This is a genomic window from Mycolicibacterium parafortuitum, assembly GCF_010725485.1.
Taxonomy (GTDB): Bacteria; Actinomycetota; Actinomycetes; order Mycobacteriales; family Mycobacteriaceae; genus Mycobacterium.
The window spans coordinates 4,701,962-4,726,811 of the sequence record NZ_AP022598.1; the positions used below are offsets into that span (position 1 = coordinate 4,701,962).

The window sequence follows — 24,850 nt, forward strand, 5'->3', positions numbered from 1 at the left end:
AACTCATCACAGGAGCTGGGTGCTGGCGCCGCCGTCGGCGAAGATCACGGTGCCCGTGGTGGCGGGCAGCCAGTCGGACAGCAACGCGCACACCGTCTTCGCCACCGGCGTCGGGTCCTTCATGTTCCAGCCGAGCGGCGCGCGCTGATCCCAGCCCTCTTCGAGCAGCTGCATCTGCGCGCCCGCCTCGTCGCCCAAGGCGCCGCCGACGATCGCGCTCATCGCCAGCGTGCGGATCGGGCCCGCGGCAACGAGATTCGAGCGCACCCCGACCTTGCCGGCTTCACGGGCGACGAACCGGTTGACCGACTCCAGCGCGCTCTTGGCGACGGTCATCCAGTTGTAGGCGGGCATCGCGCGGGTCGGATCGAAGTCCATGCCGACGATGCCGCCACCCGGGTTCATGATCGGCAGCACCGCCTTGGCCAGCGACGCGTACGAGTAGGCCGAGATGTGGATGCCCTTGGCGACGTCCTCGTACGGCGCGTCGAAGAACGGGTTGATGCCCATGCCGGTCTGCGGCATGAAGCCGATCGAGTGCACCACGCCGTCGAGCTTGTTGCCCTCACCGATGACCTCGGTGATCCGGTCGGCGAGGGTGTCGAGGTGCGAATCGTCCTGCACGTCGAGTTCCAGCAGCGGCGGCTTGGTCGGCAGCCGGTCCAGGATGCGCTCGATGAGCCGCATCCGGTTGAAGCCGGTGCACACGATCTCCGCGCCGGCCTCCTGCGCGACCCTGGCGATGTGGAACGCGATCGACGAGTCGGTGATGATCCCGGTGACCAGGATCCGCTTGCCTTCGAGAATGCCTGTCATCTTGGTGAAGTCCTTTTCCTCAGAGGGGCTCTGCCGCCGGGCCTAGTGGCCCATTCCCATGCCGCCGTCGACGGGGATGACCGCCCCGGCGATGTAACTCGCGTCCTCGGATGCCAGGAAGCTGACGACGCCGGCGACCTCCTCGGCGGTGCCGACACGCTTGGCCGGGATGAAGTCGAGGGCGCCCTGCTGGATGCGCTCGTCGAGCGCGCGGGTCATCTCGGTGTCGATGTAACCGGGCGCCACCACGTTCGCGGTGACGTTGACCTTCGACAGCTCCCGGGAGATCGAGCGGGCCATACCGATCAGGCCGGCCTTGGCGGCGGCGTAGTTGGCCTGGTTGCCGATGCCCCACATGCCCGACACCGAACCGATGTAGATGATGCGGCCGAATCGCTTGCGCTGCATGCTGCGCGAGGCCCGCTGGGTCACCCGGAACGCGCCGGTCAGATTCGCATCGATGACATCGGTGAACCGCTCCTCGGTCATCCGCATCAGGAACGCGTCCTTGGAGATCCCGGCATTGGACACCAGCACCTCGACCGGTCCCTGGTGCTCCTCGACCTCGGTGAACGCCCGGTCGACGGCCGCGGCGTCGGTCACATCGCACTCGACGCCGTACAGGCCCTCGGGGGCGCCGGATCCGCGGTGGGTCACCGCGACCTTGTGGCCGTCGGCCGCGAGCCGCTGCGCGATCGCCAGACCGATGCCCCGGTTGCCGCCGGTGACGAGCACCGAACGAGAGACGAATGCGGGAGAAGTCATGTCCGCCAACTTATCGGTTCGCCACCGTTGGCAAGAAATCGCCTTAGTTGGGCAGTCGACGGTTGATCAGCAACGAGGCCAGCGCGGCCAGGGCCAGCACCAGCGCGCCCAGGCGTAGCCAGCCGACGCTGGCGTCGCCCTTGATGGTCTCGTAGCCGATCTGCTCCTGCAGGTTGGTGAACACCTGCTTGAGCTGCTCCAGGCTGGACGCGGTGAACGCGTCTCCGCCGGACAGATCGGCGATCTTCTTGAGCATTTCGTCGTCCACCGGCACCGGTTGGCGCTGGTCGTTGATCTCGACGTAGCCGTACGGGGTGCCGAAGGACACCGTCGAGATCGGCACGCCCTGGTCCTTGGCGGTGCGCGCGGCGGTGTAGGCGCCCTTCGGGTTGTCCGGATTGGACGGGACGGTCTCCTTGCCGTCAGACATCAGCACGATGCGCGCCGGCGGTGGCTCGTCGCCGCCGCCGATCACGGCGCCGACCGTAGCGATGGCCTGCAGCGCGGTGAAGATGCCCTCACCGGTGGCGGTGCGATCGGCGAGCTGCAGCTTGTCGATCGCCGTCTTGGTCGATTCGCGGTTGGTCGTCGGCGACACCAGTACCGTCGCGGTGCCCGCGTAGGCGATGAGGCCGAGGTTGATGCCTGGGGTCAGCTGGTCGGCGAACTGCTTGGCCGCCTCCTGTGCGGCGACGAGCCGGTTCGGCGCGACGTCGGTCGCGCGCATCGACTGCGACACGTCGATGACGAGCATCACGACCGCGCGGTTGCGCGGGATCCGCACGTCGTGGGTGGGTCCGGCCATCGCGATGGTGAACGACACCAGCGACAGGATCGTCAACGCCGCAGGCAGGTGACGCAGCCGGCTGGGCCGTTTCGGCGCCACGCTCTCCAGCAGCTCCATGTTCGCGAAGCGCAGCATCCGCTGCTGACGGGCCAGCTGCACGACGATGTAGAGGGCGACGAGCCCGACGACGACGAAGAAGAACAGGAAGAACAACGGGTGTTCGAAACCCGAGAGCGACATCGGGCCGAGCAACGGTAAAGTCATGCGTCAGTTGTCATTTCGTCGTTTACGGTCATCGGCGGTGCGCTCATCGCGCGGCCAGGGCGCCCCGGCGTCGGTTGGCCACGAACCGCACCACATCGGCGATCCAGTCCCCGTCGGTGCGCAGCGTCAGCAGCGGCGCGTCACAGCGGCGGAAGGTGCGGGCCACGTCGGCGCGATGCGCGGCGGCGGCCCTCTCGAAATCGGCCCGCAACTGCTCGTCGATCTTGAACTCGCGGGTGCGTCCCGTCTCGGTGTCCTGCAGCACCACGTCGCCGACGGGCGGAAGTTCGACGTCGCGCGGGTCGATGATCTCGATGCCGAGGACCTCGTGTCGCGCCGAGATGGCCCGCAGCGGGCGCATCCAGTTGATCGGTCCGAGGAAGTCGCTGATGATCACCGCCATGCCGCGGCGCCGTTCCGGCCTGCGCAGCGAGTCGATCGCGGCGGCGAGGTCACCCCGCACCCCCGGCGGCGCCTTGGGCATGGTGGCGATGGTGCGCAGCAATTCCTGCTCGTGCATGCGTCCGGACAGGGCGGGGACGCGTCGCACCGTGTCGCCGTTGGCCACGATCGCGCCGATACGGTTGCCGCCGCCGCTGTTGAGGAACGCGATCGACGCGGCCGCCGCCACGGCCAGGTCCCGCTTCTCACAGCCGGTGGTGCCGAAGTCCAGGCTGGCCGACACGTCGACCACCAGCCAGGTCTCCAGCTCGCGGTCGGCGATCATCTGCCGCACGTGCGGGTGGGTGGTGCGCGCGGTGACCGACCAGTCCATCCGCCGGACATCGTCGCCGGGCTGGTAGATGCGGGACTCCCCCGGCTCCGAACCCGGCCCGGGAAGCAGACCGAGGTGGTCGCCGTGCAGCACGCCGTCGAGCTTGCGGCGCACCGTCAGCTCGAGCTTGCGCAGGGCCGCCGACAGCGCGGGGTCGCGGATCTCCCCCCGCTTCATCGATGGAAGATCCACCGAGCGAGTTGTGCGGGCCACCAGGTCAGCGACCGCCCGCCGCAGCCGCGGCGGCCGGGACTACGGGCGGCACCGAATGTCCTTGCTGCGGAATCGCGTTCACCTGGGGCAGGGCGACCGTCTGCAGGATCCGGTTGATCACGGTTTCGGAGGAGATCTCATCGGCCAGCGCGTCGTAGGTCAGCACGAGCCGGTGCCGGAGCACATCGGGGATGACCTCGACGACGTCCTGCGGGATCACGTAGTCGCGGCCGCGGACCAGAGCCAGCGCGCGCGACGCGGCGATGATGCCGAGCGATGCACGCGGGGAGGCACCGTAGGCGATCCAGGCTTTGGCGTCGGGCATCCCGAACTTCTCCGGTTCGCGCGTCGCGGTCACGATGCGCACCACGTAGTCGACGAGGGCGTGGTGCACGAAGTTGTTCGCGGCGACGTCCTGCAGCCGCAGCAGGTCGCCGGTGTTGAGGATCTGCTTGGGTTCCGGCGGCTTGACGCCCATCCGGTAGATGATCTCGCGCTCTTCCTCGGGCGACGGGTAGTCGACGTTGAGCTTGAACAGGAAGCGGTCCCGCTGGGCTTCGGGCAGCTGGTACACACCCTCCTGCTCGATCGGGTTCTGGGTCGCCATCACCAGGAACGGGGTGGGCAGCGGGAAGGTCTTGCCACCGATGGAGATCTTGCGCTCGGCCATGACCTCCAGCAGCGCCGACTGCACCTTTGCCGGAGCGCGGTTGATCTCGTCGGCGAGTAGGAAGTTCACCACCACGGGGCCGAGTTCGATGTCGAACTCCTCCTTGCCCTGCCGGTAGATGCGGGTACCGACGATGTCGGTGGGCACCAGGTCGGGGGTGAACTGGATGCGGGCGAAGGAGCCGCCCACGACCTTGGCGAACGTCTCGACGGCCAGCGTCTTGGCCACGCCGGGCACACCTTCGAGCAGCACGTGGCCCTTGGCGAGCAGACCGACGAGCATCCGCTCGACGAGCTGGTCCTGGCCGACGATGATGCGCTTGACTTCGAAGATCGCGCGCTCGAGAGTGTGCACCTCGTTCTGCAGACCGCCGTTGGACTGCGCTTGCGGCGCGGCGTGTGCACCCGCGGAGTAGCCCGGTGCGGGGGCCTGTCCGGGATATCCTCCTGCGCCCTGCGGTCCACTCGGTGAGGTCATCAATATTCCTTCCACATGCGCCGTAATGCCAGCTCGATCTCGGCGCCGACCGGTCAGGGCCGCGCACCCGGAGTCAACTATTCCAGGCGCTTCGGGATCCGTCGACGTCGCCCGGCCCTGCTCAGGTTCAGCTCAGGTGCCGCTCAGGATTCGATGATGCGTTGCACGGTCGGCTGCAGGCCCGCCATCCGGACCTTGCTGACGACGACCTTGTCGGCGGTGCCGCCGGACTCCAGCATCTGGCCGTTGCCGAGATAGATCGCGACGTGCTGGCTGCCGCCAGGCCCCCAGAAGAGGAGATCACCGCGCTTGGCCTGCTGGATCGGCACCCGTCGGCCGGTGTTGAACTGATCGCCGGAGTACTTCGGGATCAGCACACCCACACCGGCGAACGCATACTGCGTGAATCCGGAGCAGTCGAATCCGACGATGTTGGCGCCTCGCTCGACGCCGGTGCTCGGACCGGTGGGTTTGCCGCCACCCCATGAGTACGGCGTGCCGAGGCGAGCGGCGCCCCGTTTGATGACGTGTTCGACGGCCGCCGACCCGCGCACGCTGCCCGGAGCGACGCTGGGTGCGTCGGGTGCCACCAGGCCGAGGCTCTGCAAGAACTTGCGCCCCATGCTCATGGTCGCCTGCGTGGCTTGCGCGGTCACCGCGAGCGACGCGTTCGCGATGGCGAGCGCATCCCCGGGCGCGCCCGCGCTGGGCCGCATCGGCAGCAGCGGATCCCACGCTCCGCCTCCGGGTTGGGCACTTGCCGGCGAGACCGTCCCCGCCAGCAGGGCGGCGGCGGTGGCCAGGGCGATGACGAAACGACGCAGGAGGATCACCACTCGATCATTCGGGTCACGTACGGGGTCATACCGCTGGTGCGCACCGGCGAGATCTTCACGACCGAGCCGGTGTAGGGGGCCTCCAGCATCTGGCCGTCGCCGAGGTACATCGCGACGTGCTGGCTGGCGTTGGGGCCGTAGAAGATCATGTCGCCGCGGCGCATCTGCGACGACGGGACCTTGCGTCCGGCGTTGTACTGCGAGCCGGAGTAGTGGTCGAGCTTGATGCCGACGCCGGCGAACATGTAGAGCATCAGGCCCGAGCAGTCGAAACCGACTGTGCCGGCGCCGGAGTCGATGCCGCGGCTCGGTCCGGCCGCATTGCCGCCGCCCCACGAGTACGGCACACCCATCTGCGACATACCTCGCTTGATCACGTATTCGGTGGCCTGCCTGCCGTACAGCGTCGGGATCGCGCCGTTGGTGATGCCGGTCGGGGTGGGCAGTAGCCCGATGCTCTGCAGGAACTTGCGGCCCAAGTTCTGGGTGATCTCGACCGAGGTGGTGATGATCTTGAGGACCGCGTTGATGATCTGGATCGGATCGCCACTGACGAACGCGCTCGGGATCTGCGGCAGTGTCATGTCCCAGGCGGTCTCGCGGTTCCCGGTAGCGGGGTCGACGTCCCAACTGGGATTCTCACCGGCAGCCGCCGGTCCGGCGGATCCGGCGCCACCCGACGGTGCGGCGGTCTTGTTCGCGCTCGGCGCGGCCAGGGTTCTGGCCTGCTGCAGCTTCTCCTGCGCCTGCTTGCGCTGCGCGGCCAGCCGGTCCAGTTCGACCTGCTGGGCCTTGAACGTCTCCTGGGCGTGCGTCAGCGCATTGACCGCGTCCTGCTGGCTGGTCTCGGCGGCGACGACGGCCTCGTCGGCCGTCTGTTTGGCCAGCCGGGCCGCGGACTCGCGGTTGACCTGCTCGGTGCGGGCTCGCTGCAGATCTGCCATCACCTTCTGCGAGCTGATCGACAGCGCGTTGCCGGTCGCGGCGGTATGCAGGATGTCGGACGGATCCGAAGCCGTCAGATACGAACTCGACGGCCCGCGGACGTACATCGCGGCGGCGAACTTGTCGAACCGACCCTGCGCGGCGGCGATCGCGGCGTTGGCGTCCTTGACCCGCTGCGCGCTGGCATCGACCTCGAGCTGCGCGGCGGCAGCATTCTCGCGGGCGGTCTGCACGTCGAGGATCGCCTTGTTCACACTCTCCTGCTGCTGCTGGATCTGCGCGCCGAGATCCTGCAGCAGCTGGTTGACGTTCGCGACGTCGGTGACCAACTGGGCGACGTCGGACTGGGCCGGCTGGGCCATGGCCAGATGCGGGGCCAGGTTGGGCACCGTGATCACCATGCCGAAGGCCAGGGACGCGGCGCACAGCCGCGAAGCGGAGGCGCCGCCAGGGGTGCGTCTCATACGACTCAGGTCTCCTCAGGCTCCACACGGAAGGTGTCGGCACATTGCCGGGGCCTGAGCACAGGAGTCACATACGGAACAGCCGCAACAACAGGCACCGATTGCACCGTACGTCACATCTGACGCTAAAGAAACTTTAGTCACAAATTACAACAATGTAATTGCGATCTGCGTTATCAAATGGTGATCTTTGTATTTGCGCCGCGCACAGATACCGATCAGTTTGCGCTGCTCACAGCAGGTTCAGAGGGTGCGTTCCGGTTGCCCCAATTCTGCAGAATGCGGGTTCCGGCAACGGCCAAAACAACGGCGATTATCAGCACAATCGAGAATGGCGTCCACGCAAAGTGCGAGGTCGTCAACTCGGACACGAAATTCTGCGACGACACCACCGGGTCGCCGGTCTTGGCGACGTCCTCGCCCGCCTCCAGCGTGACCCGGTCGAACTCGGCGCTGTAGGTCCCGGCGAACGACGGGCTGATCGCCAGCACGGTCGATCCCGGATTGGCTTCCCCGACCTCGGTGGCGACATCGCGCAGCGGCGTATGGGTCGGCGGATTGGTGCCGATCACGACGATCTTGAGGTCGATGCCCTTGCCCTCGGCATCCTGGACGACGCGCTCCAGCGCCGCGGCGACCTCGGGGTCGGTGCCGACGGGCACGCTGACCCCGGTCTCGGCGATGTTCTCGCGCACGATGTCCATGCAGGCATCCGGCGTCGGCCGGCCGGGCTCGGTCGGAACCCCGACCGACTGGCACAGTTCCGGCGGGATGTAGGTCGGCAGATACGGGACGAAGGTCAGTCCGGACACATCAGCAAGGTACGCGATGGGTATGCGGTTCCCATGGCAGCACGCCCGAACACAGACCAGACTGAGACCACCCTGGGATCATTTACAGGACAAGCGTACTGTTAAGGTATCCAACGCCGTCGACACAGCCCGTCGCGGCGAGAACTAAATCCGGGAGTTGATGTGAGCAGCAAGAATTCATCCCTGAACTCGTTCGGGGCGAAGGACACGCTGAAGGTCGGAGACAACAGCTACGAGATCTACCGCCTCGACGCGGTCCCCGGAACCGAGAAACTTCCCTACAGCCTCAAGGTGCTCGCGGAGAACCTCCTGCGCACCGAAGACGGCGCCAACATCACCAAGGAGCACATCGAGGCGATAGCGAACTGGGACGCCGAGGCCGAGCCGAGCATCGAGATCCAGTTCACCCCCGCCCGTGTGCTGATGCAGGACTTCACCGGAGTGCCGTGCATCGTCGACCTCGCCACCATGCGCGAGGCCGTAGAGACCCTCGGCGGCGATCCGAACAAGGTCAATCCGCTCTCGCCCGCCGAGATGGTCATCGACCACTCGGTGATCCTGGACGTCTTCGGCCGCGCCGACGCGTTCGAGCGCAACGTCGAGCTGGAGTACGAGCGCAACGGCGAGCGCTACCAGTTCCTGCGTTGGGGCCAGGGAGCTTTCGACGACTTCAAGGTCGTCCCGCCGGGCACCGGCATCGTGCACCAGGTCAACATCGAGTACCTGGCCCGCGTGGTGATGACCCGTGACGGCGTGGCCTACCCGGACACCTGTGTGGGCACCGACAGCCACACCACGATGGAGAACGGCCTCGGCGTGCTCGGCTGGGGCGTCGGCGGCATCGAGGCCGAGGCCGCGATGCTCGGTCAGCCCGTCTCGATGCTGATCCCCCGCGTCGTCGGCTTCAAGCTCACCGGTGAGATCAAGCCCGGCGTCACCGCCACCGACGTCGTGCTGACGGTCACCGACATGCTCCGCAAGCACGGGGTGGTCGGCAAGTTCGTCGAGTTCTACGGCAAGGGCGTGGCCGAGGTGCCGCTGGCCAACCGCGCCACCCTGGGCAACATGAGCCCCGAATTCGGTTCCACCGCAGCGATGTTCCCGATCGACGAGGAGACCATCAACTACCTGCGACTGACCGGGCGCAGCGACGAGCAGCTCGCGCTGGTCGAGGCGTACGCCAAGGAGCAGGGCATGTGGCACGACCCGGACAAGGAGCCGGTGTTCTCCGAGTACCTCGAGCTGGACCTGTCGACCGTCGTCCCGTCGATCTCCGGGCCGAAGCGTCCGCAGGACCGCATCGAGCTGTCGGACGCCAAGAACGCGTTCCGCAAGGACATCCACAACTACGTCGAGGAGAACCACCCGGCGCCGGAGACCAAGCTCGACGAGGCCGTCGAGGAGTCGTTCCCGGCCAGCGACTCGGTATCGCTGTCGTTCGCCGACGACGGCGCGGTCGACGCCCGGCCGTCCGCGGCCAACGGCTCCGAGGGCCGCCCGTCCAAGCCAATCACGGTGCGCTCCGAGGAGCGCGGCGAGTTCGTGCTCGACCACGGCGCGGTCGTCGTCGCCGGCATCACGTCGTGCACCAACACGTCCAACCCGTCGGTGATGATCGGTGCGGCGCTGCTGGCCAAGAAGGCCGTCGAGAAGGGCCTTTCGACCAAGCCCTGGGTGAAGACCAACATGGCCCCGGGTTCGCAGGTCGTCACCGACTACTACAACAAGGCCGGGCTGTGGCCGTACCTGGAGAAGCTCGGGTACTACCTGGGTGGCTACGGGTGCACCACCTGCATCGGTAACACCGGCCCGTTGCCCGACGAGATCTCGGCGGCGATCAACGACAACGATCTGTCGGTGGCCGCGGTGCTCTCGGGTAACCGCAACTTCGAGGGACGCATCTCCCCCGACGTGAAGATGAACTACCTGGCGTCCCCGCCGCTGGTGATCGCGTACGGCCTGGCCGGCACGATGGACTTCGACTTCGAATCGGACCCCCTCGGTCAGGACAACGACGGCAACGACGTCTATCTCAAAGACATCTGGCCGTCGGCCCAGGAGATCGAGGAGACGATCGCGTCGTCGATCAACCGGGAGATGTTCTCCGACTCCTACGCCGATGTGTTCAAGGGCGACGAGCGCTGGCGTTCGCTGCCGACGCCGGAAGGCAACACCTTCGAGTGGGCCGAGGACTCGACCTATGTCCGCAAGGCACCGTACTTCGAGGGCATGCCCGCCGATCCGGAGCCCGTCGATGACATCAAGGGCGCCAGAGTGCTTGCGCTGTTGGGTGATTCGGTGACCACCGACCACATCTCGCCCGCCGGCAGCATCAAGAAGGGCACGCCCGCGGCGCAGTACCTGGAGGAGAACGGCGTCGAGCCCAAGGATTTCAACTCGCTGGGGTCGCGGCGCGGCAACCACGAGGTGATGATCCGCGGCACGTTCGCCAACATCCGGTTGCGCAATCAGCTGCTCGACGACGTCTCGGGTGGCTACACCCGCGACTTCACCCAGGATGGCGCGCCGCAGGCGTTCATCTACGACGCGTCGGAGAACTACAAGAAGGCCGGCATCCCGCTGGTGGTCCTCGGCGGCAAGGAGTACGGCTCCGGCTCGTCGCGTGACTGGGCGGCCAAGGGCACCGCGCTGCTGGGCGTCAAGGCCGTCATCACCGAGTCCTTCGAGCGCATCCACCGGTCCAACCTGATCGGTATGGGCGTCATCCCGCTGCAGTTCCCGCAGGGTGAGTCCGCGGCGTCGTTGAAGCTGGACGGCACCGAGACCTTCGACATCGAAGGCATCACGGAGCTGAACAACGGCAAGACGCCGAAGACCGTCAAGGTCACCGCCACCAAAGAAGATGGGTCGAAGGTCGAGTTCGACGCGGTGGTGCGGATCGACACCCCCGGCGAGGCGGACTACTACCGCAACGGCGGCATCCTGCAGTACGTGCTGCGCAACATGCTGAAGTCGTAGACCTTCAGACATGCCCCGGGTGACCGACGATCATCTGGCGGCGCGCCGTCGCCAGATCCTCGACGGCGCCCGCCGGTGTTTCGCACAGTACGGGTATGAAAGCGCGACCGTGCGGCGGCTCGAGGAAACCATCGGGCTGTCGCGCGGCGCGATCTTTCATCACTTCCGCGACAAGGACACGCTGTTCTTCGAACTCGCCCGCGAGGACGCCGAGAAGATGGCCGATGTCGCCGCGCGTGAGGGTCTGATCCAGGTGATGCGGGACATGCTCGCCGCACCGGACCAATTCGATTGGCTCGCCACACGTTTGGAGATCGCCCGCAAGTTGCGCAACGACCCCGCGTTCAGCCAGGGCTGGGCGGAGCGGTCGGCGGAATTGTCGGCGGCGACCAAGGAACGGCTGCGCCGCCAGAAGCAGGCCGGGCGGCTGCGTGACGACGTCGACGGCGACGTGTTGCGGACCTACCTGGAATTGGTTCTCGACGGTCTGGTTGCCCGCCTGGCCTCCGGCGACGATCCGGAGAGGCTCAGCGCGGTCCTCGACCTGGTGGAGGCGTCGGTCCGGCAGCCCTGAGGCCGCAAGTTCACTACGCGGTGCGGCGCCCCCGGTGATTGGGGCCGCCGCGGCTTCGCATCGTCGCGCCGGCCTCGCGCAGCATCGTATGGATCGATCCGTAGGAATGCCCGGTCGACGCCACCAGCGTGCGGATGCTCGCGCCGCGTTCGTATGCGCTGCGCAGCTCGGTCATCAACTGCTCCCTGGACTTGCCATCGTTTTTCATCTTCGGCGCCTCCCGGCTGGTGTGCTCGGATGTGACGTCCGATTACCCGCCGCGCGCGTGGTTGACACCGCCGGGGAACAAGATGTCAGGCCAGTTCGATCAGGTCGCGATAGTCGTCGGACCAGAAGTCCTCGGTGCCGTCGGGCAGCAGCAGCACCCGCTGCGGGTCGAGCGCCTCGGCCGCACCCGGGTCGTGCGTCACCAGCACCACCGCGCCGGCGTAGCTGCGCAGCGCGTCGAGCACCTGCTCACGCGAGGCCGGATCCAGGTTGTTGGTCGGCTCGTCGAGCAGCAGCACGTTGGCCGTCGATGCGACCAGGCCTGCCAGCGCGAGCCGGGTCTTCTCACCGCCGGAGAGCGTGCCCGCCGGCTGCTCGAGCTGCGGACCGGAGAACATGAACGCGCCGAGCAGACCGCGAAGGTCCTGCTCACCGGTGTCCGGCGCGGCGTGGCGAATGTTCTCCCACACCGTGGCCATGTTGTCGAGGGTGTCGTGCTCCTGGGCGAAATAGCCGATCTTGAGCCCGTACCCCGGTTCCAGTCCACCCGCGTCCGGCTTCTCCACCCCGGCGAGCAGCCGCAGCAGCGTGGTCTTGCCCGCGCCGTTGAGGCCGAGCACCACGACGCGCGACCCGCGGTCGATCGCCAGGTCGAGACCGGTGAAGATCTCCAGGGACCCGTAGGTCTTGGTGAGGCCCTTGGCGATCAGCGGGGTTTTACCGCACGGCGCCGGCGTCGGGAACTTGATCCGGGCGACCTTGTCGGCCACGCGCTCGTCGTCGAGGGAGGCCAGCATCCGCTCCGCGCGTTTGAGCATGTTCTGCGCCGCAACGGCTTTGGTGGCTTTGGCGCCCATCTTGGCGGCCTGGGTGCGCAGCGCGGCGGCCTTCTTCTCGGCGTTGGCGCGTTCGCGGCGGCGACGCTGCTCGTCGGTGGCGCGGGCGTCGAGATACTTCTGCCAGCCCATGTTGTACACGTCGGCTTCGCCACGCACGGCGTCGAGGAACCACACCCGGTTCACCACGTCGGCGAGCAGGTCGACGTCGTGGCTGATTACGACCAGTCCCCCGCTGTGGTTCTGCAGGAAGGACCGTAGCCAGGTGATCGAGTCGGCGTCGAGGTGGTTGGTCGGCTCGTCGAGCAGCAGCGTCGTCGCCGATCCGGATCCGGCATCTGAGGCTGCGAAAAGGATGCGGGCGAGCTCCACCCGCCGACGCTGTCCGCCCGAGAGCGTGCGCAGCGGCTGGGTCAGCACCCGGTCGGGCAGCCCGAGACTGGCGCAGATGCGGCCCGCCTCGCTTTCGGCGGCGTAGCCGCCGAGCGCGGCGAACCGCTCCTCCAACTGGCCGTAGCGACGTACCGCCTTGTCCCGGGCCGCGTCGTCGGCGACCTCGGCCATCAGCGCCTGCTGCTTCTCCAGGTCGGCGAGCAAGGTGTCGAGTCCGCGTGCCGACAGCACCCGGTCACGGGCCAGCATGTCGAGGTCGCCCTCTTTGGGATCCTGTGGCAGGTAACCGATCTCGCCGGTGCGGGTGACGGTGCCCGCGTACGGTTCGCCCTCCCCCGCCAGGATCCGCATGGTCGTCGTCTTACCCGCGCCGTTGCGTCCGACGAGGCCGATCCGGTCGCCGGGCTGCACGCGCAGGGCGGAGCCCTCGATCGAGAGCAGTGTGCGCGCTCCAGCGCGGACCTCGAGGTCCGTTGCGGTGATCACGCTGATGCTCCTGAAAAAGAGGGGTATGGGAAGGGCCGAGCCGCGGCCAAACCGGGTCGGGCTACTCCCAGGTTAGTTGTTGCCCCTGGTCTGAGGCCAATCGATTAACCGCGGACGGCTACTTGTCGTCGGTGAAGACGGGGGCGCGCTTCTCTTTGCGGGCGGCCACCGCTTCCTCGAAGTTGCTCGTCAGCAGCCGGATGTAGAGCTGTCCGAGGCCCTCGGCCTGCATGTGCGCCTCCAGCGAACCGGCGTCCAGGCCGCTCCACAGCGTGCGTTTGGTCAGCTCGGTGCCCGGCCGCGAGAACCCGGCGATGCGCTCGGCGATCGAGTACGCGGTGTCCAGCAGTTCGTCGCCGGGAACGCAGCGTGACACCAGGCCGATTCGTTCGGCCTCCTCCGCGTCGACGTCGCGACCGGTCAGCATGATCTCGAAGGCTCGCGACGATCCGATGGCGCGCGGCAGCAGGTAGCTCAACCCCAGCTCGCTGGCCGTCAGCCCGTTGTTGATGCCCGCCGCCCGGAAGTACGCCGCGCTCGACGCGACCCGGATGTCAGCGGCCAGGGCCAGGCACAGACCGCCGCCGATGGCAGCACCGTTGACGGCGGCGATCACCGGCTGGTGCATCTTGCGCAGCGCCAGGATGACGTCGTCGAGCACCTCCATCGACCGCAGCCCGAAACCGGGCCGCGTCAAGCCGTCGACGTGCGGCACCGACCCCGCGGACTTGTGATCGGCACCGGAGGAGAACCCGGCCCCGGCGCCGGTCAACACCACCGCGCGGATGTCGTTGTCGTACGTGAGCTCGTCGATGACCGCCTTCAGCGGCACCATCACGTCGAACGCCATCGAGTTCATCCGGTCAGGCCGGTTCAACGTCACGAGGGCGACGTGGGGCCGCGGACGGTCGACGAGGACGAAACCGTTGGTCACGGATGCACGGTAGCGCGTCCGCGCACGGTCAGGACTGACCGTCCTCCTGCGCGGCGATCGCGGCGTCGATGTCGAAGTCCTTGACCTGCTGGACGAGGTCCTCGAGCGCTGCCGGCGGCAGGGCGCCGGCCTGGTTGAACACCAGCTTGCCCTTCTTGAACGCCATCAGCGTCGGGATCGAGCGGATGTCCGCAGCCGCGGCCAGCTGCTGCTCGGCCTCGGTGTCGACCTTCACGTAGACGACGTCGGGGTGCTTCTCCGACGATGCGGCGAAGGTCGGGGCGAACGCCTTGCACGGCCCGCACCACGACGCCCAGAAATCCACCAGAACGATGTCGTTGTCGTTGATGGTGTCGTTGAACTCTGCTGCGGTGATGTCTCGGGTAGCCACGTGATCCTCAACGTTTCTTCTGGCTGGGATGTTCCGGTCGACTACGAGCCTAGGCGGGGGCGAGCAGACCCGGTCGCACCTAGACCGTGAAGCCGAGCGCCCGCAACTGCTCGCGGCCGTCGTCGGTGATCTTGTCCGGGCCCCACGGCGGGTTCCACACCCAGTTGATCCTGAGCTCGTCGACCAGGCCTGCGCCGACCAGCGCGGTACGGGACTGGTCCTCGATCACGTCGGTCAGCGGGCACGCCGCCGACGTCAGCGTCATGTCGATCAGGGCGATCTGGCCCGTCTCGCCCTTCTCCAGGTTGATGTCGTAGACCAGCCCGAGGTCGACGACGTTGATCCCGAGTTCGGGATCGACGACGTCACGCATCGCCTCCTCGACATCGGCCAGGAGTTCATCGTTCGGAAGGGCCGTATCGCTCATCTCAGTTCTCCTCGGAATTCTCGGGCCCGTGGGCCTCCGACAGCGCTGCTTTGAAAGCTGTCCATCCCAGCAACGCGCACTTCACCCGCGCCGGGTACTTCGCCACCCCGGCGAACGCGATGCCGTCGCCGATCACATCCTCGTCGCCGTCGACCTTGCCGCGCGAGGACACCATCTCCGAGAACGCCGCCACCGTCTTGAGCGCATCCCCGACGGTTTGGCCGATCACCTGATCGGTCAGCACTGACGTCGAAGCCTGGCTGATCGAACAGCCCTGTCCGTCGTAGGAGATGTCGGTGACCGTCTCCCCGTCCTCGGACAGCGCGACCCGAAGCGTGACCTCGTCACCGCATGTCGGGTTCACATGGTGCACCTCGGCGGCGAACGGTTCCCGCAGACCGCGATGATGCGGGTGCTTGTAGTGATCCAGGATCACTTCCTGATAGATCTGCTCGAGCCTCACCCGAAGAACTCCACCGCCCGCTTGACCCCGGCCACCAGCCGGTCCACCTCGTCGAGGGTGTTGTAGACCGCGAACGACGCGCGTGCGGTCGCGGCGATGCCGAACCGGCGGTGCAGCGGCCACGCGCAGTGGTGGCCGACCCGGACCGCGACGCCGTCGTCGTCGAGCACCTGCCCGACATCGTGGGCGTGCACTCCGTCGAGGACGAACGACACCGGCGAACCGCGGTTCTCCATCGTCGTCGGGCCGATGATCCGCACCCCGGGGATCTCGGACAGCCCGGCCAGCGCGGCCGCCACCAAGTCCCGCTCGTGCTCCTGGACCGCGGGCATCCCGAGTGCGTCGAGATAGCGTGCGGCAGCGGCCAATCCGACCACCTGCGAGGTCATCGGCGTCCCCGCCTCGAACCGCTGCGGAGCCGGCGCGAACGTCGTCGCCTCCATCGTGACGGTCTCGATCATCGAGCCGCCGGTGAGAAACGGAGGCAACGCGTTCAACAGCTCGCGGCGCCCGTAGAGCACGCCGATCCCGGTGGGGCCGAGCATCTTGTGCCCGGAGAACGCGGCGAAGTCGACGTCGAGGGCGTGAAAGTCGACCGGCTGGTGTGGCACCGACTGGCACGCGTCGAGCACCACCAGCGCGCCGACCGCCTTTGCCCGCGCCACTAGCTCCTCGACGGGCGCAACGGCGCCGGTCACGTTCGAATGATGGCTGAACGCAACGACCTTGACGTTCTCGTCGAGCTGGAGCGAGTCCAGGTCGATACGGCCTTCAGAGGTGACCCCGTACCACTTCAGCGTCGCACCGGTGCGCAGCGCCAGCTCCTGCCAGGGCACCAGGTTCGCGTGATGCTCGAGCTCGGTGGTGACGATGACGTCGCCGGGTCCGACCGCGTTCTCGAACCGCTTGTCGCCCAACGCATACGCGATCAGATTGATCGCCTCGGTGGCATTCTTGGTGAACACCAGCTCGTCGGAGTCGGCGCCGACGAACGCCGCGATGTCCTCACGGCCCTGCTCGTAGGCGTCGGTGGCCTCCTCCATCAGCTGGTGCGCGCCGCGGTGGACGGCCCCGTTGGAGTTCAGCAGGAAGTCGCGTTCGGCGTCGAGCACCGCGAGCGGCTTCTGCGAGGTCGCCCCGGAATCGAGGTAGGCCAGCTGGTTTCCGCCCCGCATCACCCGGCTCAGGATCGGGAAATCCGCCCTGACCTTCTCCAGCACCGCCGGATCCAGCGTCTTCGCGGCCGTCACCGTCAGGCTCCCGCGGCTGCTGCCTGGGTGAAGCGCTCGTAGCCGTTCTCTTCGAGCTCGTCGGCCAGCTCGGGCCCGCCCGACTCGATGATGCGGCCGCCGACGAACACGTGCACGAACTGCGGCTGGATGTAGCGCAGGATGCGGGTGTAGTGCGTGATCAGCAGGACGCCGCCGTTCTCGGCCTCTTTGTAGCGGTTCACCCCTTCGCTGACGACGCGCAGCGCGTCGACGTCCAGGCCGGAGTCGGTCTCGTCGAGGATCGCGATCTTCGGCTTGAGCAGGCCGAGCTGCAGGATCTCGTGGCGCTTCTTCTCACCACCGGAAAAGCCTTCGTTGACGCTGCGTTCGCCGAACGACGGGTCGATGTCGAGGTCGCCCATCGCGGCCTTGACCTCTTTGACCCAGTGCCGCAGCTTCGGCGCCTCGCCGCGGACGGCGGTCACCGCGGTGCGCAGGAAGTTCGACATCGACACCCCCGGCACCTCGACGGGGTACTGCATCGCCAGGAAGAGCCCTGCGCGCGCTCGTTCGTCGATGCTCATCTCCAGCACGTCCTGGCCGTCGAGCGTGATCGAACCGGACGTGACGGTGTACTTGGGATGTCCGGCGATCGCGTAGGACAGCGTGGACTTTCCGGAGCCGTTGGGGCCCATCACCGCATGGGTCTCGCCCGACTTCACGGTCAGGTTGACGCCCTTGAGGATCGGGACTTCTTCGCCTTCGGGCGTGAAGACCGACGCATGCAGGTCTTTGATTTCCAGTGTGGTCATGTCAGTTCGCACTCGCTTCGGTGATTTGCAGTTCTTTTTCGATGGCTTCGGTCAGGCGTTCGCGCACGGCGGGCACGGCGATCTTCGCGATGATCTCGTTGAAGAAGCCGCGCACCACCAGGCGGCGGGCCTGGTCCTCGGGGATGCCGCGGGCGCGCAGATAGAACAACTGCTCGTCGTCGAAACGCCCGGTCGCGCTGGCGTGCCCGGCGCCGACGATCTCGCCGGTCTCGATCTCCAGGTTCGGCACCGAATCGGCGCGGGCGCCGTCGGTGAGCACCAGGTTGCGGTTCACCTCGAAGGTGTCGGTACCGGTGGCCTCGGCGCGGATCAGCACGTCGCCGACCCACACGGTGTGCGCATCGGGCTTGCGGGATTCCGGATCGCCCTGCAGCGCACCCTTGTACAGCACGTCGGACTTGCAGTTGGGCTGCGAGTGGTCGACGAGCAGCCGCGACTCGAAGTGCTGACCGGCATCGGCGAAATACGTGCCGAGCATCTTGGCCTCGCCGCCGGGGGCGGTGTAGCGCACCGTGGCGGTCGTCCGCACGACGTCGCCGCCGAGGGTGACGTTGACGTGCCCCAGCGTTGCGTCCTTGCCCAGCTTGGCGTGGTGCGAACTGACGTGCACGGTGTCGTCGGCCCAGTCGGCGATCCAGATGACCCCGAGTCCGGCTGAGTCGCCGACGATGATCTCGACGTTGTCGGCGTACACCCCGCTGCCACGCAGGTCGACGACCACGATGGCGCGAGACAGATCCTCGACGCGGATCTGCAGGTGCCCGTAGGCGACCAAGTCCGCACCGGGCCCGTTGACGACGATCTCGATCGGTTCGGCGACCTCGGTGTCGCGCGCGACGGTCACGATCGTGGCCGACTCGAACGACGAAAATGCCTGGGCCGCAACGCGGTCGGACGGCACGCCGGCCTGGCCGAGCCGCTCGTCGCCGCGGGCGACGGTCTCGACGGTGACGCCCGGACGTTCGGTGACGGTGACCGCGGCGGTGCCGGTCGGGTTGCCGTTCGACCCGGCCGACCCGTCGTGCAGGCCACGCAGCCGCTTGAGCGGGGTGAACCGCCAGATCTCGTCACGGCCGCCGGGTACCTCGAACGCGTTCACGTCGAACGACGAGAACAGCTCGCCCTTGTTGACGGCGGCCAGGGCAGAACCCTCGACCGCCTCAGTCAGATTGCTCACTTAACCGACCGCACCTTCCATCTGCAGCTCGATCAGCCGGTTGAGCTCGAGTGCGTATTCCATCGGGAGTTCCTTGGCGATCGGTTCGACGAAGCCGCGCACGACCATCGCCATCGCCTCGTCCTCGGTCAGGCCGCGGCTCATCAGATAGAACATCTGGTCCTCGCTGACCTTGGACACCGTGGCCTCATGGCCCATCGTGACGTCGTCCTCGCGGATGTCCACGTACGGGTAGGTGTCCGAACGGCTGACCGTGTCGACCAGCAGCGCATCGCATTTCACCGACGAGCGCGAGCCGTGAGCGCCCTTGTTGACCTGGACCAGGCCACGGTAGGACGCGCGACCCCCACCGCGGGCCACCGACTTCGACACGATGTTGCTCGACGTGTTGGGCGCCAGGTGCAGCATCTTGGCGCCGGTGTCCTGATGCTGGCCCTCGCCGGCGAACGCCACCGAGAGCACCTCACCCTTGGCGTGCTCACCCGTCATCCACACGGCCGGGTACTTCATCGTGACCTTGGAGCCGATGTTGCCGTCGACCCATTCCATCGTCGCGCCGGCTTCGGCGCGGGCCCGCTTGGTGACCAGGTTGTAGACGTTGTTCGACCAGTTCTGGATGGTCGTGTAGCGGCACCGCCCGCCCGGCTTGACGATGATCTCGACGACGGCGCTGTGCAACGAGTCGCTCTTGTAGATCGGCGCGGTACAGCCCTCGACGTAGTGCACGTAGGCGTCCTCGTCGACGATGATCAGCGTCCGCTCGAACTGGCCCATGTTCTCGGTGTTGATCCGGAAGTAGGCCTGCAGCGGGATGTCGACGTGCACACCCTTGGGGACGTAGATGAACGAGCCACCGGACCATACGGCGGTGTTCAGCGCGGAGAACTTGTTGTCGCCGGCCGGGATCACCGTGCCGAAGTACTCCTTGAACAGCTCCGGGTGCTCTTTGAGCGCGGTGTCGGTGTCGAGGAAGATGACGCCCTGGGCCTCGAGGTCCTCGCGGATCGAGTGGTACACGACCTCGGACTCGTACTGCGCGGCGACACCGGAGACCAGCCGCTGCTTCTCCGCCTCCGGGATGCCCAGCTTGTCGTAGGTGTTCTTGATGTCGGCGGGCAGGTCGTCCCACGTGGCGGCCTGCTTCTCGCTGGACCGCACGAAGTACTTGATGTTGTCGAAGTCGATGCCGTCGAGGTTCGAGCCCCAGTTCGGCATCGGTTTCTTGTCGAAGGTGCGCAGCGCCTTCAAGCGGATGTCGAGCATCCACTCGGGCTCGCTCTTCTTCGCCGAGATGTCGCGGACCACGGCTTCGGACAGCCCCCGTTGCGCGCTTGCCCCTGCGACGTCCGAGTCAGCCCAGCCGTAGCCGTACTTCCCCAGGGAGGCGATGGTCTCCTCCTGGGTCAGCGCCTCCGGCTTGACCTCCGGTGTGAGTGTCATTGCGACACACTCCTTTTGCTTGTGAGGTGGCTTCGGCGCGGGCTGTGCGCCGAAGGATTCGCCCGCACCGTCGCTACCGTTGCGCCGGTACGAGCGGGACGTGAGTGGTACATGCACAGTCTCCGTTGACGATCGTCGCCAGCCGCTGCACGTGAGTTCCGAGCACCTCGGCCATCGCCTCCTGCTCGGCCTCACACAGCTCGGGAAACTGCTCGGCGACGTGCGAGACCGGGCAGTGATGCTGACAGATCTGGACGCCGGGCATCGGACCCCGCACCCGGGTCGTCGTCGTCGCATAGCCGGCATCGGTCAGCGCATGGGCGATGCGGTCGGCGGCGGCCTCGATCTCGTCGCCGGTGGCAGGACCGTCGACCGGCCGGACATCTTCGAGGATCGCGTCGATGCGCTGGCGCGCGAACGTCCGGATCGCGTCGTCCCCGCCGATCTCGCGCAGTTGCCGCATCGCGGCCGAGGCGAGATCGTCGTAGGTGTGTTCCAGTTTCGCCCGGCCCGCCGCGGTCAGCTGGTAGCGCTTGGCGGGCCTGCCGCGACCTTCCTGCTGCCAGGACGCGGCGGCGTTGGCCTGGGCTTCGCCCGCTTCGATCAACGCGTCGAGATGCCTGCGCACGCCAGCAGCCGAGAGACCGAGCTGCTCGCCGATCTGGCTGGCCGTGATGGGACCGGACTCCAGGAGCAACCGCACGATCGCGTTGCGGGTGCGTCCCAAGGTGTCGCCGTCGCCAGCATGCGTCGACGCCCCTGAGGGCGCCTCCGAGCTCTGCGAACGGAATTTCACAACACCAGTGTGACGCAATTACCGGATCGAATCCACCAAGGGCACCCTTAGCCCTGCGTCGGGATTCTCACACCGCCCACCGGCGATCACCGGCGCCAGCCGGGAATAGACGGCGGTTACGCTGCCGGGGTGGCAGTTCGCCAACACTCCCTCAGCGAGTCGATAGCCGGCTGGCACGGCGACGAGCGCACCGTCGGCACGCCGCTGAACGACGCCGAGCTGGTCGCGATGCGCCGGACCCGGCTGTTCGGCGCGACCGGCACCGTGCTGATGGCGATCGGCGCACTGGGTGCGGGCGCGCGTCCCGTCGTGCAGGACCCGACGTTCGGCGTCCGACTGCTGAACCTGCCGTCGCGGATCGCCACGGTGTCGCTGACGATGACGACCACCGGCGCGGTGATGATGGCACTGGCTTGGCTGATGCTCGGCCGTTTCGCGTTGGGCAAGCGCCGGATGACTCGCAGCCAGCTCGATCGCACCCTGCTGCTGTGGACGGTGCCGCTGCTGATCGCACCTCCGATGTACAGCAAGGACGTCTACTCCTATCTGGCGCAGAGCGAGATCTCCCTGCAGGGCAACGACCCGTACGAGGTGGGCCCGGCGCCCGGCCTGGGCCTCGACCACGTCTTCACCCTGTCGGTGCCCAGTATGTGGCGCGAGACCCCGGCCCCGTACGGGCCGCTGTTCTTATGGATCGGACGCGGCATCTCGCGCCTGACCGGCGAGAACATCGTCGAGGCGGTGCTGTTCCACCGGCTCGTCGTGCTGATCGGGGTCGGGATGATCGTGTGGGCCACGCCGCGACTGGCCCGCAGGTGCGGTGTCGCGGAGGTCAGCGCACTGTGGCTCGGCGCGGCCAACCCGCTGCTGTTCATGCATCTGGTGGCCGGGATCCACAACGAGGCCCTGATGCTCGGCCTGATGCTGGCGGGCACCGAGTTCGCGCTGCGCGGGGTCGACGCCGCCGGCCGGCTGCTGCCCCGCCCGCTGGCGTGGCCGCACGGCCGCGCGCAGTGGTCCCGGTGGTATCCGCTGGCGATGCTGCTCGCCGGCACCGTGCTGATCACGCTGTCGTCGCAGGTGAAGCTGCCGTCGTTGCTCGCCCTCGGCTTCGTCGCGATGGCGCTGGCGCACCGCTGGGGCGGCACTGTCAAGGCGTTCGTACTCGCCAGTGGATCCCTGGGCGCGGTCGCGCTGGCGGTGATGGCGCTGATCGGGTGGGCCAGCGGCCTGGGGTTCGGCTGGCTTTTCACCCTGGGCACCGCGAACGTGGTGCGCAGTTGGATGTCCCCGCCGACACTGCTGGCGCTGGGCACCGGCCAGGTCGGCATCCTGCTGGGCCTGGGCGATCACACCACGGCGGTACTCGCGCTGACCCGTGCGATGGGTGTCAGCCTGATCGCGGTGATCGTGCTGTGGCTGCTGTTCGCGGTGTTGCGTGGCCGGTTGCACCCGGTCGGCGGTCTCGGCGTCGCACTCGGCGCGACCCTGCTGCTTTTCCCCGTCGTCCAGCCCTGGTACGTGCTCTGGGCGATCATTCCGCTCGCCGCGTGGGCCACGCTGCCGCGGTTCCGGATCGCGGCGATCGTGGTGACCCTGGTGGTCGGCATCTTCGGCCCGACCGCCAACGGCGACAGATTCGCGTTGTTCCAGATCGCGTTGGCGACCATCGCCAGCTTCCTGATCCTGGTGCTGATGATCGCGCTGACCTATCGCTACCTGCCGTGGCGTCCCCTGCCCGAATCAGAGGCCGAATCAGACCCCGAACCTTCGCCCGGGCCGGACGGGGAGGAAACCCCGGGCCCACCGGCCGCCAAGACCGACGCCTACGCTGAGTCCCCGTGACCTCCGTACCCACCGGTGCCCCGCCCGTGTCGCTGCGCGGGGTCAGCAAACGGTACGGAGCGACCACCGCGGTGTCCGAACTCGACCTGGAGGTCCGCACCGCCGAGGTGTTCGCCCTGCTGGGACCCAACGGCGCGGGTAAGACGACGACCGTGGAGATGTGTGAGGGCTTCATCAAGCCCGATGCCGGGACGGTCCGCATCCTGGGCCTCGATCCGGTCGCCGACAACGCCGCGGTGCGCGCCCGCACCGGGGTGATGCTGCAGGGCGGGGGCGCCTATCCCGCCGCCCGCGCCGGGGAGATGCTGGACCTCGTCGCCGCGTACTCCGCCGACCCGCTCGATCCGCAGTGGCTGCTCGACACCCTGGGCCTGACCGATGCGGCCCGGACGCCCTACCGGCGGCTGTCCGGCGGCCAGCAGCAGCGGCTCGCGCTGGCGTGTGCGGTGGTCGGCCGGCCCGAACTGGTGTTCCTCGACGAACCGACCGCCGGCATGGACGCGCACGCCCGGATCGTGGTGTGGGAGCTGATCGACGCGCTGCGTCGCGACGGGGTGACCGTCGTGCTGACCACCCACCAGCTCGCCGAGGCCGAGGAGCTGGCCGACCGCATCCTGATCATCGACCACGGCTCCCCGGTCGCCACCGGCACACCGGACGAGCTGATGCGCAACGGCGCCGAGAACCAGCTGCGGTTCCGCGCCCCGAAGATGCTCGACCTGTCGCTGCTCGTCGCGGCGCTGCCGGAGGGGTACCGGGCCACGGAATCCGGCCCCGGCGAGTATCTGGTCGAGGGACACATCGACCCCCAGGTGCTGGCCACCGTCACGGCGTGGTGCGCGCGACTGGATGTGCTGGCCACCGACATGCGGGTCGAGCAGCGCAGCCTCGAAGACGTCTTCCTCGATCTGACCGGCCGGGAGCTCCGCAGATGACCAACCGGTTCACCCCAGGAACGTTCACCCCCGATCCGCGCCCGGCGCCGGTGGCCCGCATGCTGCGGGCCCAGTTCGGCCTCGAGCTGCGGCTGCTGCTGCGCAACGGCGAGCAGCTGCTGCTGACCATGTTCATCCCGATCACACTGCTGGTCGGGTTGACGCTGCTTCCGTTCGGCGACTTCGGCCCCAACCGGGCGGCGACCTTCGTGCCCGCGATCATGGCGCTCGCCGTGATCTCCACCGCGTTCACCGGACAGGCCATCGCGGTCGCGTTCGACCGGCGCTACGGCGCGCTGAAGCGCCTCGGCGCCACCGCGCTTCCGGTGTGGGGCATCATCGCCGGCAAGTCACTGGCGGTGGTGACCGTCGTGTTCCTCCAGGCGATCCTGTTCGGCGCCATCGGGTTTGCGCTCGGGTGGCGTCCGGCCGCGGCGGGGCTGCTCCTCGGCGGGCTGATCATCGCGCTCGGCACGGCGGTGTTCGCCGCGCTCGGCCTGTTGCTCGGCGGCACGCTGCGCGCCGAGATCGTGCTGGCCGTCGCAAACCTGCTCTGGTTCGTCTTCGCCGGCCTCGGCGCGCTGACACTGGAGGGCGGTCTGGTCCCGCAAGCACTGCAGTGGGTCGCACGACTCACGCCGTCCGGGGCGCTGACCGAGGCGCTGTCACAGGCGATGACGCTGTCAGTGGACTGGTTCGGCCTCGCGGTGCTCGCCGTCTGGGGCGCGGTGGCCGCGCTGGCGGCACGCCGCTGGTTCCGGTTCACCTGACGGGTGCAGCGTCGGCAGCAGGTACTCCAGCTGGCCGACCTCCTCGATGTTGTGCTTGACCCATGCGCGGGCCTTCTCGTCGGAGAAGCGCCGCTGCAGCATCCGGTTGATCGGCCACAGCAACCGCGACCGCACGCCGAGGTCCATCACCGTCACGTAGTGCGCGCCGTCGGCCCCCGCCGACCAGGTGTGCTCCAGCTGGAACACCGGGATGCCCGCGATGCGCAGCACCAGTCGGATGCCGGTGTCGTCGAGCTTCTCGACCCGGGCGACCTCGTCGACGGTGAACTCCGGGCGCGCCCCGAGCGCCTCGACCATGTGGAACCGCG

At 67.7% G+C, this 24,850-nt stretch carries 25 protein-coding genes; 5 read left to right on the top strand and 20 right to left on the bottom strand.

The genetic code is table 11. From position 1 onward, the window contains the following. Window positions 1-6 precede the first annotated feature (6 nt). The 8 genes from inhA to NTM_RS22200 all read right to left on the bottom strand — a co-directional run bounded on the left by inhA (window position 7) and on the right by NTM_RS22200 (window position 7,824). Entirely contained in the window at window positions 7-816 is an 810-nt protein-coding gene (gene inhA / locus NTM_RS22165) for an NADH-dependent enoyl-ACP reductase InhA (protein WP_163767873.1), read from the bottom strand. A 42-nt stretch (window positions 817-858) separates the two neighbouring features. After that, entirely contained in the window at window positions 859-1,581 is a 723-nt protein-coding gene (gene fabG1, locus NTM_RS22170) for a 3-oxoacyl-ACP reductase FabG1 (protein WP_163767876.1), read from the bottom strand. Between the two features lie 43 nt (window positions 1,582-1,624). Beyond that, window positions 1,625-2,632, bottom strand: a complete 1,008-nt coding sequence (locus NTM_RS22175; RefSeq protein WP_163767879.1) for a VWA domain-containing protein — start codon at window positions 2,630-2,632, stop codon at window positions 1,625-1,627. Window positions 2,633-2,675: 43 nt separating this feature from the next. After that, window positions 2,676-3,584, bottom strand: a complete 909-nt coding sequence (locus tag NTM_RS22180) for a DUF58 domain-containing protein (protein WP_104861491.1) — start codon at window positions 3,582-3,584, stop codon at window positions 2,676-2,678. A 40-nt stretch (window positions 3,585-3,624) separates the two neighbouring features. Continuing rightward, window positions 3,625-4,767 carry a chaperone MoxR1 gene (gene moxR1 / locus NTM_RS22185; protein ID WP_163767882.1) on the bottom strand — a complete coding sequence of 381 codons (1,143 nt, stop codon included), beginning with the start codon at window positions 4,765-4,767 and terminating at the stop codon, window positions 3,625-3,627. 143 nt (window positions 4,768-4,910) lie between these two features. Next, window positions 4,911-5,597 carry an NlpC/P60 family peptidoglycan endopeptidase RipB gene (ripB, locus tag NTM_RS22190; RefSeq protein WP_163769588.1) on the bottom strand — a complete coding sequence of 229 codons (687 nt, stop codon included), beginning with the start codon at window positions 5,595-5,597 and terminating at the stop codon, window positions 4,911-4,913. Continuing rightward, a complete protein-coding gene (gene ripA, locus NTM_RS22195) occupies window positions 5,597-7,012 on the bottom strand; it encodes an NlpC/P60 family peptidoglycan endopeptidase RipA (protein WP_163767885.1) in 1,416 nt (471 codons plus the stop codon). Before ripA ends, ripB begins: the two co-directional genes overlap by 1 nt. 218 nt (window positions 7,013-7,230) lie before the next feature. Then, window positions 7,231-7,824, bottom strand: coding sequence for an Rv1476 family membrane protein (locus NTM_RS22200; protein WP_163767889.1), 594 nt, complete (start codon window positions 7,822-7,824; stop codon window positions 7,231-7,233). A 162-nt stretch (window positions 7,825-7,986) separates the two neighbouring features. Between NTM_RS22200 and NTM_RS22205 the strand changes: the two genes are divergently transcribed. Further along, window positions 7,987-10,803 carry an aconitate hydratase gene (locus NTM_RS22205; protein WP_163767892.1) on the top strand — a complete coding sequence of 939 codons (2,817 nt, stop codon included), beginning with the start codon at window positions 7,987-7,989 and terminating at the stop codon, window positions 10,801-10,803. A gap of 10 nt (window positions 10,804-10,813) precedes the next feature. Next, on the top strand, window positions 10,814-11,377 hold the full coding sequence (locus tag NTM_RS22210; protein WP_083143364.1) for a TetR/AcrR family transcriptional regulator: 564 nt from the start codon (window positions 10,814-10,816) through the stop codon (window positions 11,375-11,377). 13 nt (window positions 11,378-11,390) lie between these two features. On the opposite strand, the gene NTM_RS22215 is transcribed toward NTM_RS22210, so the two are convergent. From NTM_RS22215 to NTM_RS22265, 11 genes are all read right to left on the bottom strand, one after another. Continuing rightward, window positions 11,391-11,585: a helix-turn-helix domain-containing protein gene (locus NTM_RS22215; protein WP_104860889.1), complete on the bottom strand. Its 195-nt coding sequence runs from the start codon at window positions 11,583-11,585 to the stop codon at window positions 11,391-11,393. A gap of 85 nt (window positions 11,586-11,670) precedes the next feature. Further along, entirely contained in the window at window positions 11,671-13,299 is a 1,629-nt protein-coding gene (locus tag NTM_RS22220) for an ABC-F family ATP-binding cassette domain-containing protein (protein ID WP_163767895.1), read from the bottom strand. A 118-nt stretch (window positions 13,300-13,417) separates the two neighbouring features. Beyond that, window positions 13,418-14,233: an enoyl-CoA hydratase gene (locus NTM_RS22225; RefSeq protein ID WP_163767899.1), complete on the bottom strand. Its 816-nt coding sequence runs from the start codon at window positions 14,231-14,233 to the stop codon at window positions 13,418-13,420. 28 nt (window positions 14,234-14,261) lie between these two features. Then, a complete protein-coding gene (trxA, locus tag NTM_RS22230; RefSeq protein ID WP_104860886.1) occupies window positions 14,262-14,624 on the bottom strand; it encodes a thioredoxin in 363 nt (120 codons plus the stop codon). Between the two features lie 79 nt (window positions 14,625-14,703). Next, window positions 14,704-15,051, bottom strand: coding sequence for a metal-sulfur cluster assembly factor (locus tag NTM_RS22235; RefSeq protein WP_104860885.1), 348 nt, complete (start codon window positions 15,049-15,051; stop codon window positions 14,704-14,706). 1 nt (window position 15,052) lies between these two features. Continuing rightward, window positions 15,053-15,514 (bottom strand): Fe-S cluster assembly sulfur transfer protein SufU, encoded by a 462-nt coding sequence (gene sufU / locus NTM_RS22240; protein WP_163767902.1) that lies wholly within the window; start codon window positions 15,512-15,514, stop codon window positions 15,053-15,055. Then, window positions 15,511-16,764 carry a cysteine desulfurase gene (locus NTM_RS22245; RefSeq protein WP_163767905.1) on the bottom strand — a complete coding sequence of 418 codons (1,254 nt, stop codon included), beginning with the start codon at window positions 16,762-16,764 and terminating at the stop codon, window positions 15,511-15,513. Before NTM_RS22245 ends, sufU begins: the two co-directional genes overlap by 4 nt. Before the next feature lie 2 nt (window positions 16,765-16,766). Further along, the gene (gene sufC / locus NTM_RS22250) at window positions 16,767-17,537 is read right to left on the bottom strand and encodes a Fe-S cluster assembly ATPase SufC (protein WP_104860882.1); all 771 of its coding nucleotides are present in this window, start codon (window positions 17,535-17,537) and stop codon (window positions 16,767-16,769) included. 1 nt (window position 17,538) lies between these two features. Then, a complete protein-coding gene (sufD, locus tag NTM_RS22255) occupies window positions 17,539-18,735 on the bottom strand; it encodes a Fe-S cluster assembly protein SufD (protein WP_163767908.1) in 1,197 nt (398 codons plus the stop codon). Next, a complete protein-coding gene (gene sufB / locus NTM_RS22260; RefSeq protein WP_104860880.1) occupies window positions 18,736-20,175 on the bottom strand; it encodes a Fe-S cluster assembly protein SufB in 1,440 nt (479 codons plus the stop codon). A gap of 73 nt (window positions 20,176-20,248) precedes the next feature. After that, window positions 20,249-20,989, bottom strand: a complete 741-nt coding sequence (locus NTM_RS22265) for a helix-turn-helix transcriptional regulator (RefSeq protein ID WP_163767911.1) — start codon at window positions 20,987-20,989, stop codon at window positions 20,249-20,251. Between the two features lie 111 nt (window positions 20,990-21,100). Here NTM_RS22265 and mptB point away from each other — a divergent pair, with 111 nt between their 5' ends. Genes mptB through NTM_RS22280 form a run of 3 tightly spaced genes read left to right on the top strand, consistent with a single transcriptional unit; the run spans window position 21,101 to window position 24,521 of the window. After that, window positions 21,101-22,816, top strand: a complete 1,716-nt coding sequence (gene mptB / locus NTM_RS22270; RefSeq protein ID WP_163767913.1) for a polyprenol phosphomannose-dependent alpha 1,6 mannosyltransferase MptB — start codon at window positions 21,101-21,103, stop codon at window positions 22,814-22,816. Then, the gene (locus tag NTM_RS22275) at window positions 22,813-23,751 is read left to right on the top strand and encodes an ABC transporter ATP-binding protein (RefSeq protein ID WP_163767917.1); all 939 of its coding nucleotides are present in this window, start codon (window positions 22,813-22,815) and stop codon (window positions 23,749-23,751) included. Before mptB ends, NTM_RS22275 begins: the two co-directional genes overlap by 4 nt. Further along, a complete protein-coding gene (locus NTM_RS22280) occupies window positions 23,748-24,521 on the top strand; it encodes an ABC transporter permease (protein WP_104860876.1) in 774 nt (257 codons plus the stop codon). The genes NTM_RS22275 and NTM_RS22280 overlap by 4 nt, the downstream gene beginning before the upstream one ends. Here NTM_RS22280 and NTM_RS28890 read toward each other — a convergent pair. After that, on the bottom strand, window positions 24,435-24,839 hold the full coding sequence (locus NTM_RS28890; protein ID WP_232079811.1) for a hypothetical protein: 405 nt from the start codon (window positions 24,837-24,839) through the stop codon (window positions 24,435-24,437). The genes NTM_RS22280 and NTM_RS28890 overlap by 87 nt on opposite strands. Between the last annotated feature and the right edge of the window lie 11 nt (window positions 24,840-24,850).

Excerpts from the sequence above, each read along its gene's own strand:
- fabG1 (WP_163767876.1), bottom strand. The coding sequence starts at position 1,581 with ATGACTTCTCCCGCATTCGTCTCTCGTTCGGTGCTCGTCACCGGCGGC.
- NTM_RS22210 (WP_083143364.1), top strand. The coding sequence starts at position 10,814 with ATGCCCCGGGTGACCGACGATCATCTGGCGGCGCGCCGTCGCCAGATC.
- sufB (WP_104860880.1), bottom strand. The coding sequence starts at position 20,175 with ATGACACTCACACCGGAGGTCAAGCCGGAGGCGCTGACCCAGGAGGAG.
- NTM_RS22180 (WP_104861491.1), bottom strand. The coding sequence starts at position 3,584 with ATGAAGCGGGGGGAGATCCGCGACCCCGCGCTGTCGGCGGCCCTGCGC.
- moxR1 (WP_163767882.1), bottom strand. The coding sequence starts at position 4,767 with ATGACCTCACCGAGTGGACCGCAGGGCGCAGGAGGATATCCCGGACAG.
- NTM_RS22175 (WP_163767879.1), bottom strand. The coding sequence starts at position 2,632 with ATGACTTTACCGTTGCTCGGCCCGATGTCGCTCTCGGGTTTCGAACAC.
- NTM_RS22215 (WP_104860889.1), bottom strand. The coding sequence starts at position 11,585 with ATGAAAAACGATGGCAAGTCCAGGGAGCAGTTGATGACCGAGCTGCGC.
- NTM_RS22235 (WP_104860885.1), bottom strand. The coding sequence starts at position 15,051 with ATGAGCGATACGGCCCTTCCGAACGATGAACTCCTGGCCGATGTCGAG.
- inhA (WP_163767873.1), bottom strand. The coding sequence starts at position 816 with ATGACAGGCATTCTCGAAGGCAAGCGGATCCTGGTCACCGGGATCATC.
- sufC (WP_104860882.1), bottom strand. The coding sequence starts at position 17,537 with ATGACCACACTGGAAATCAAAGACCTGCATGCGTCGGTCTTCACGCCC.
- ripA (WP_163767885.1), bottom strand. The coding sequence starts at position 7,012 with ATGAGACGCACCCCTGGCGGCGCCTCCGCTTCGCGGCTGTGCGCCGCG.
- NTM_RS22280 (WP_104860876.1), top strand. The coding sequence starts at position 23,748 with ATGACCAACCGGTTCACCCCAGGAACGTTCACCCCCGATCCGCGCCCG.
- NTM_RS28890 (WP_232079811.1), bottom strand. The coding sequence starts at position 24,839 with ATGGTCGAGGCGCTCGGGGCGCGCCCGGAGTTCACCGTCGACGAGGTC.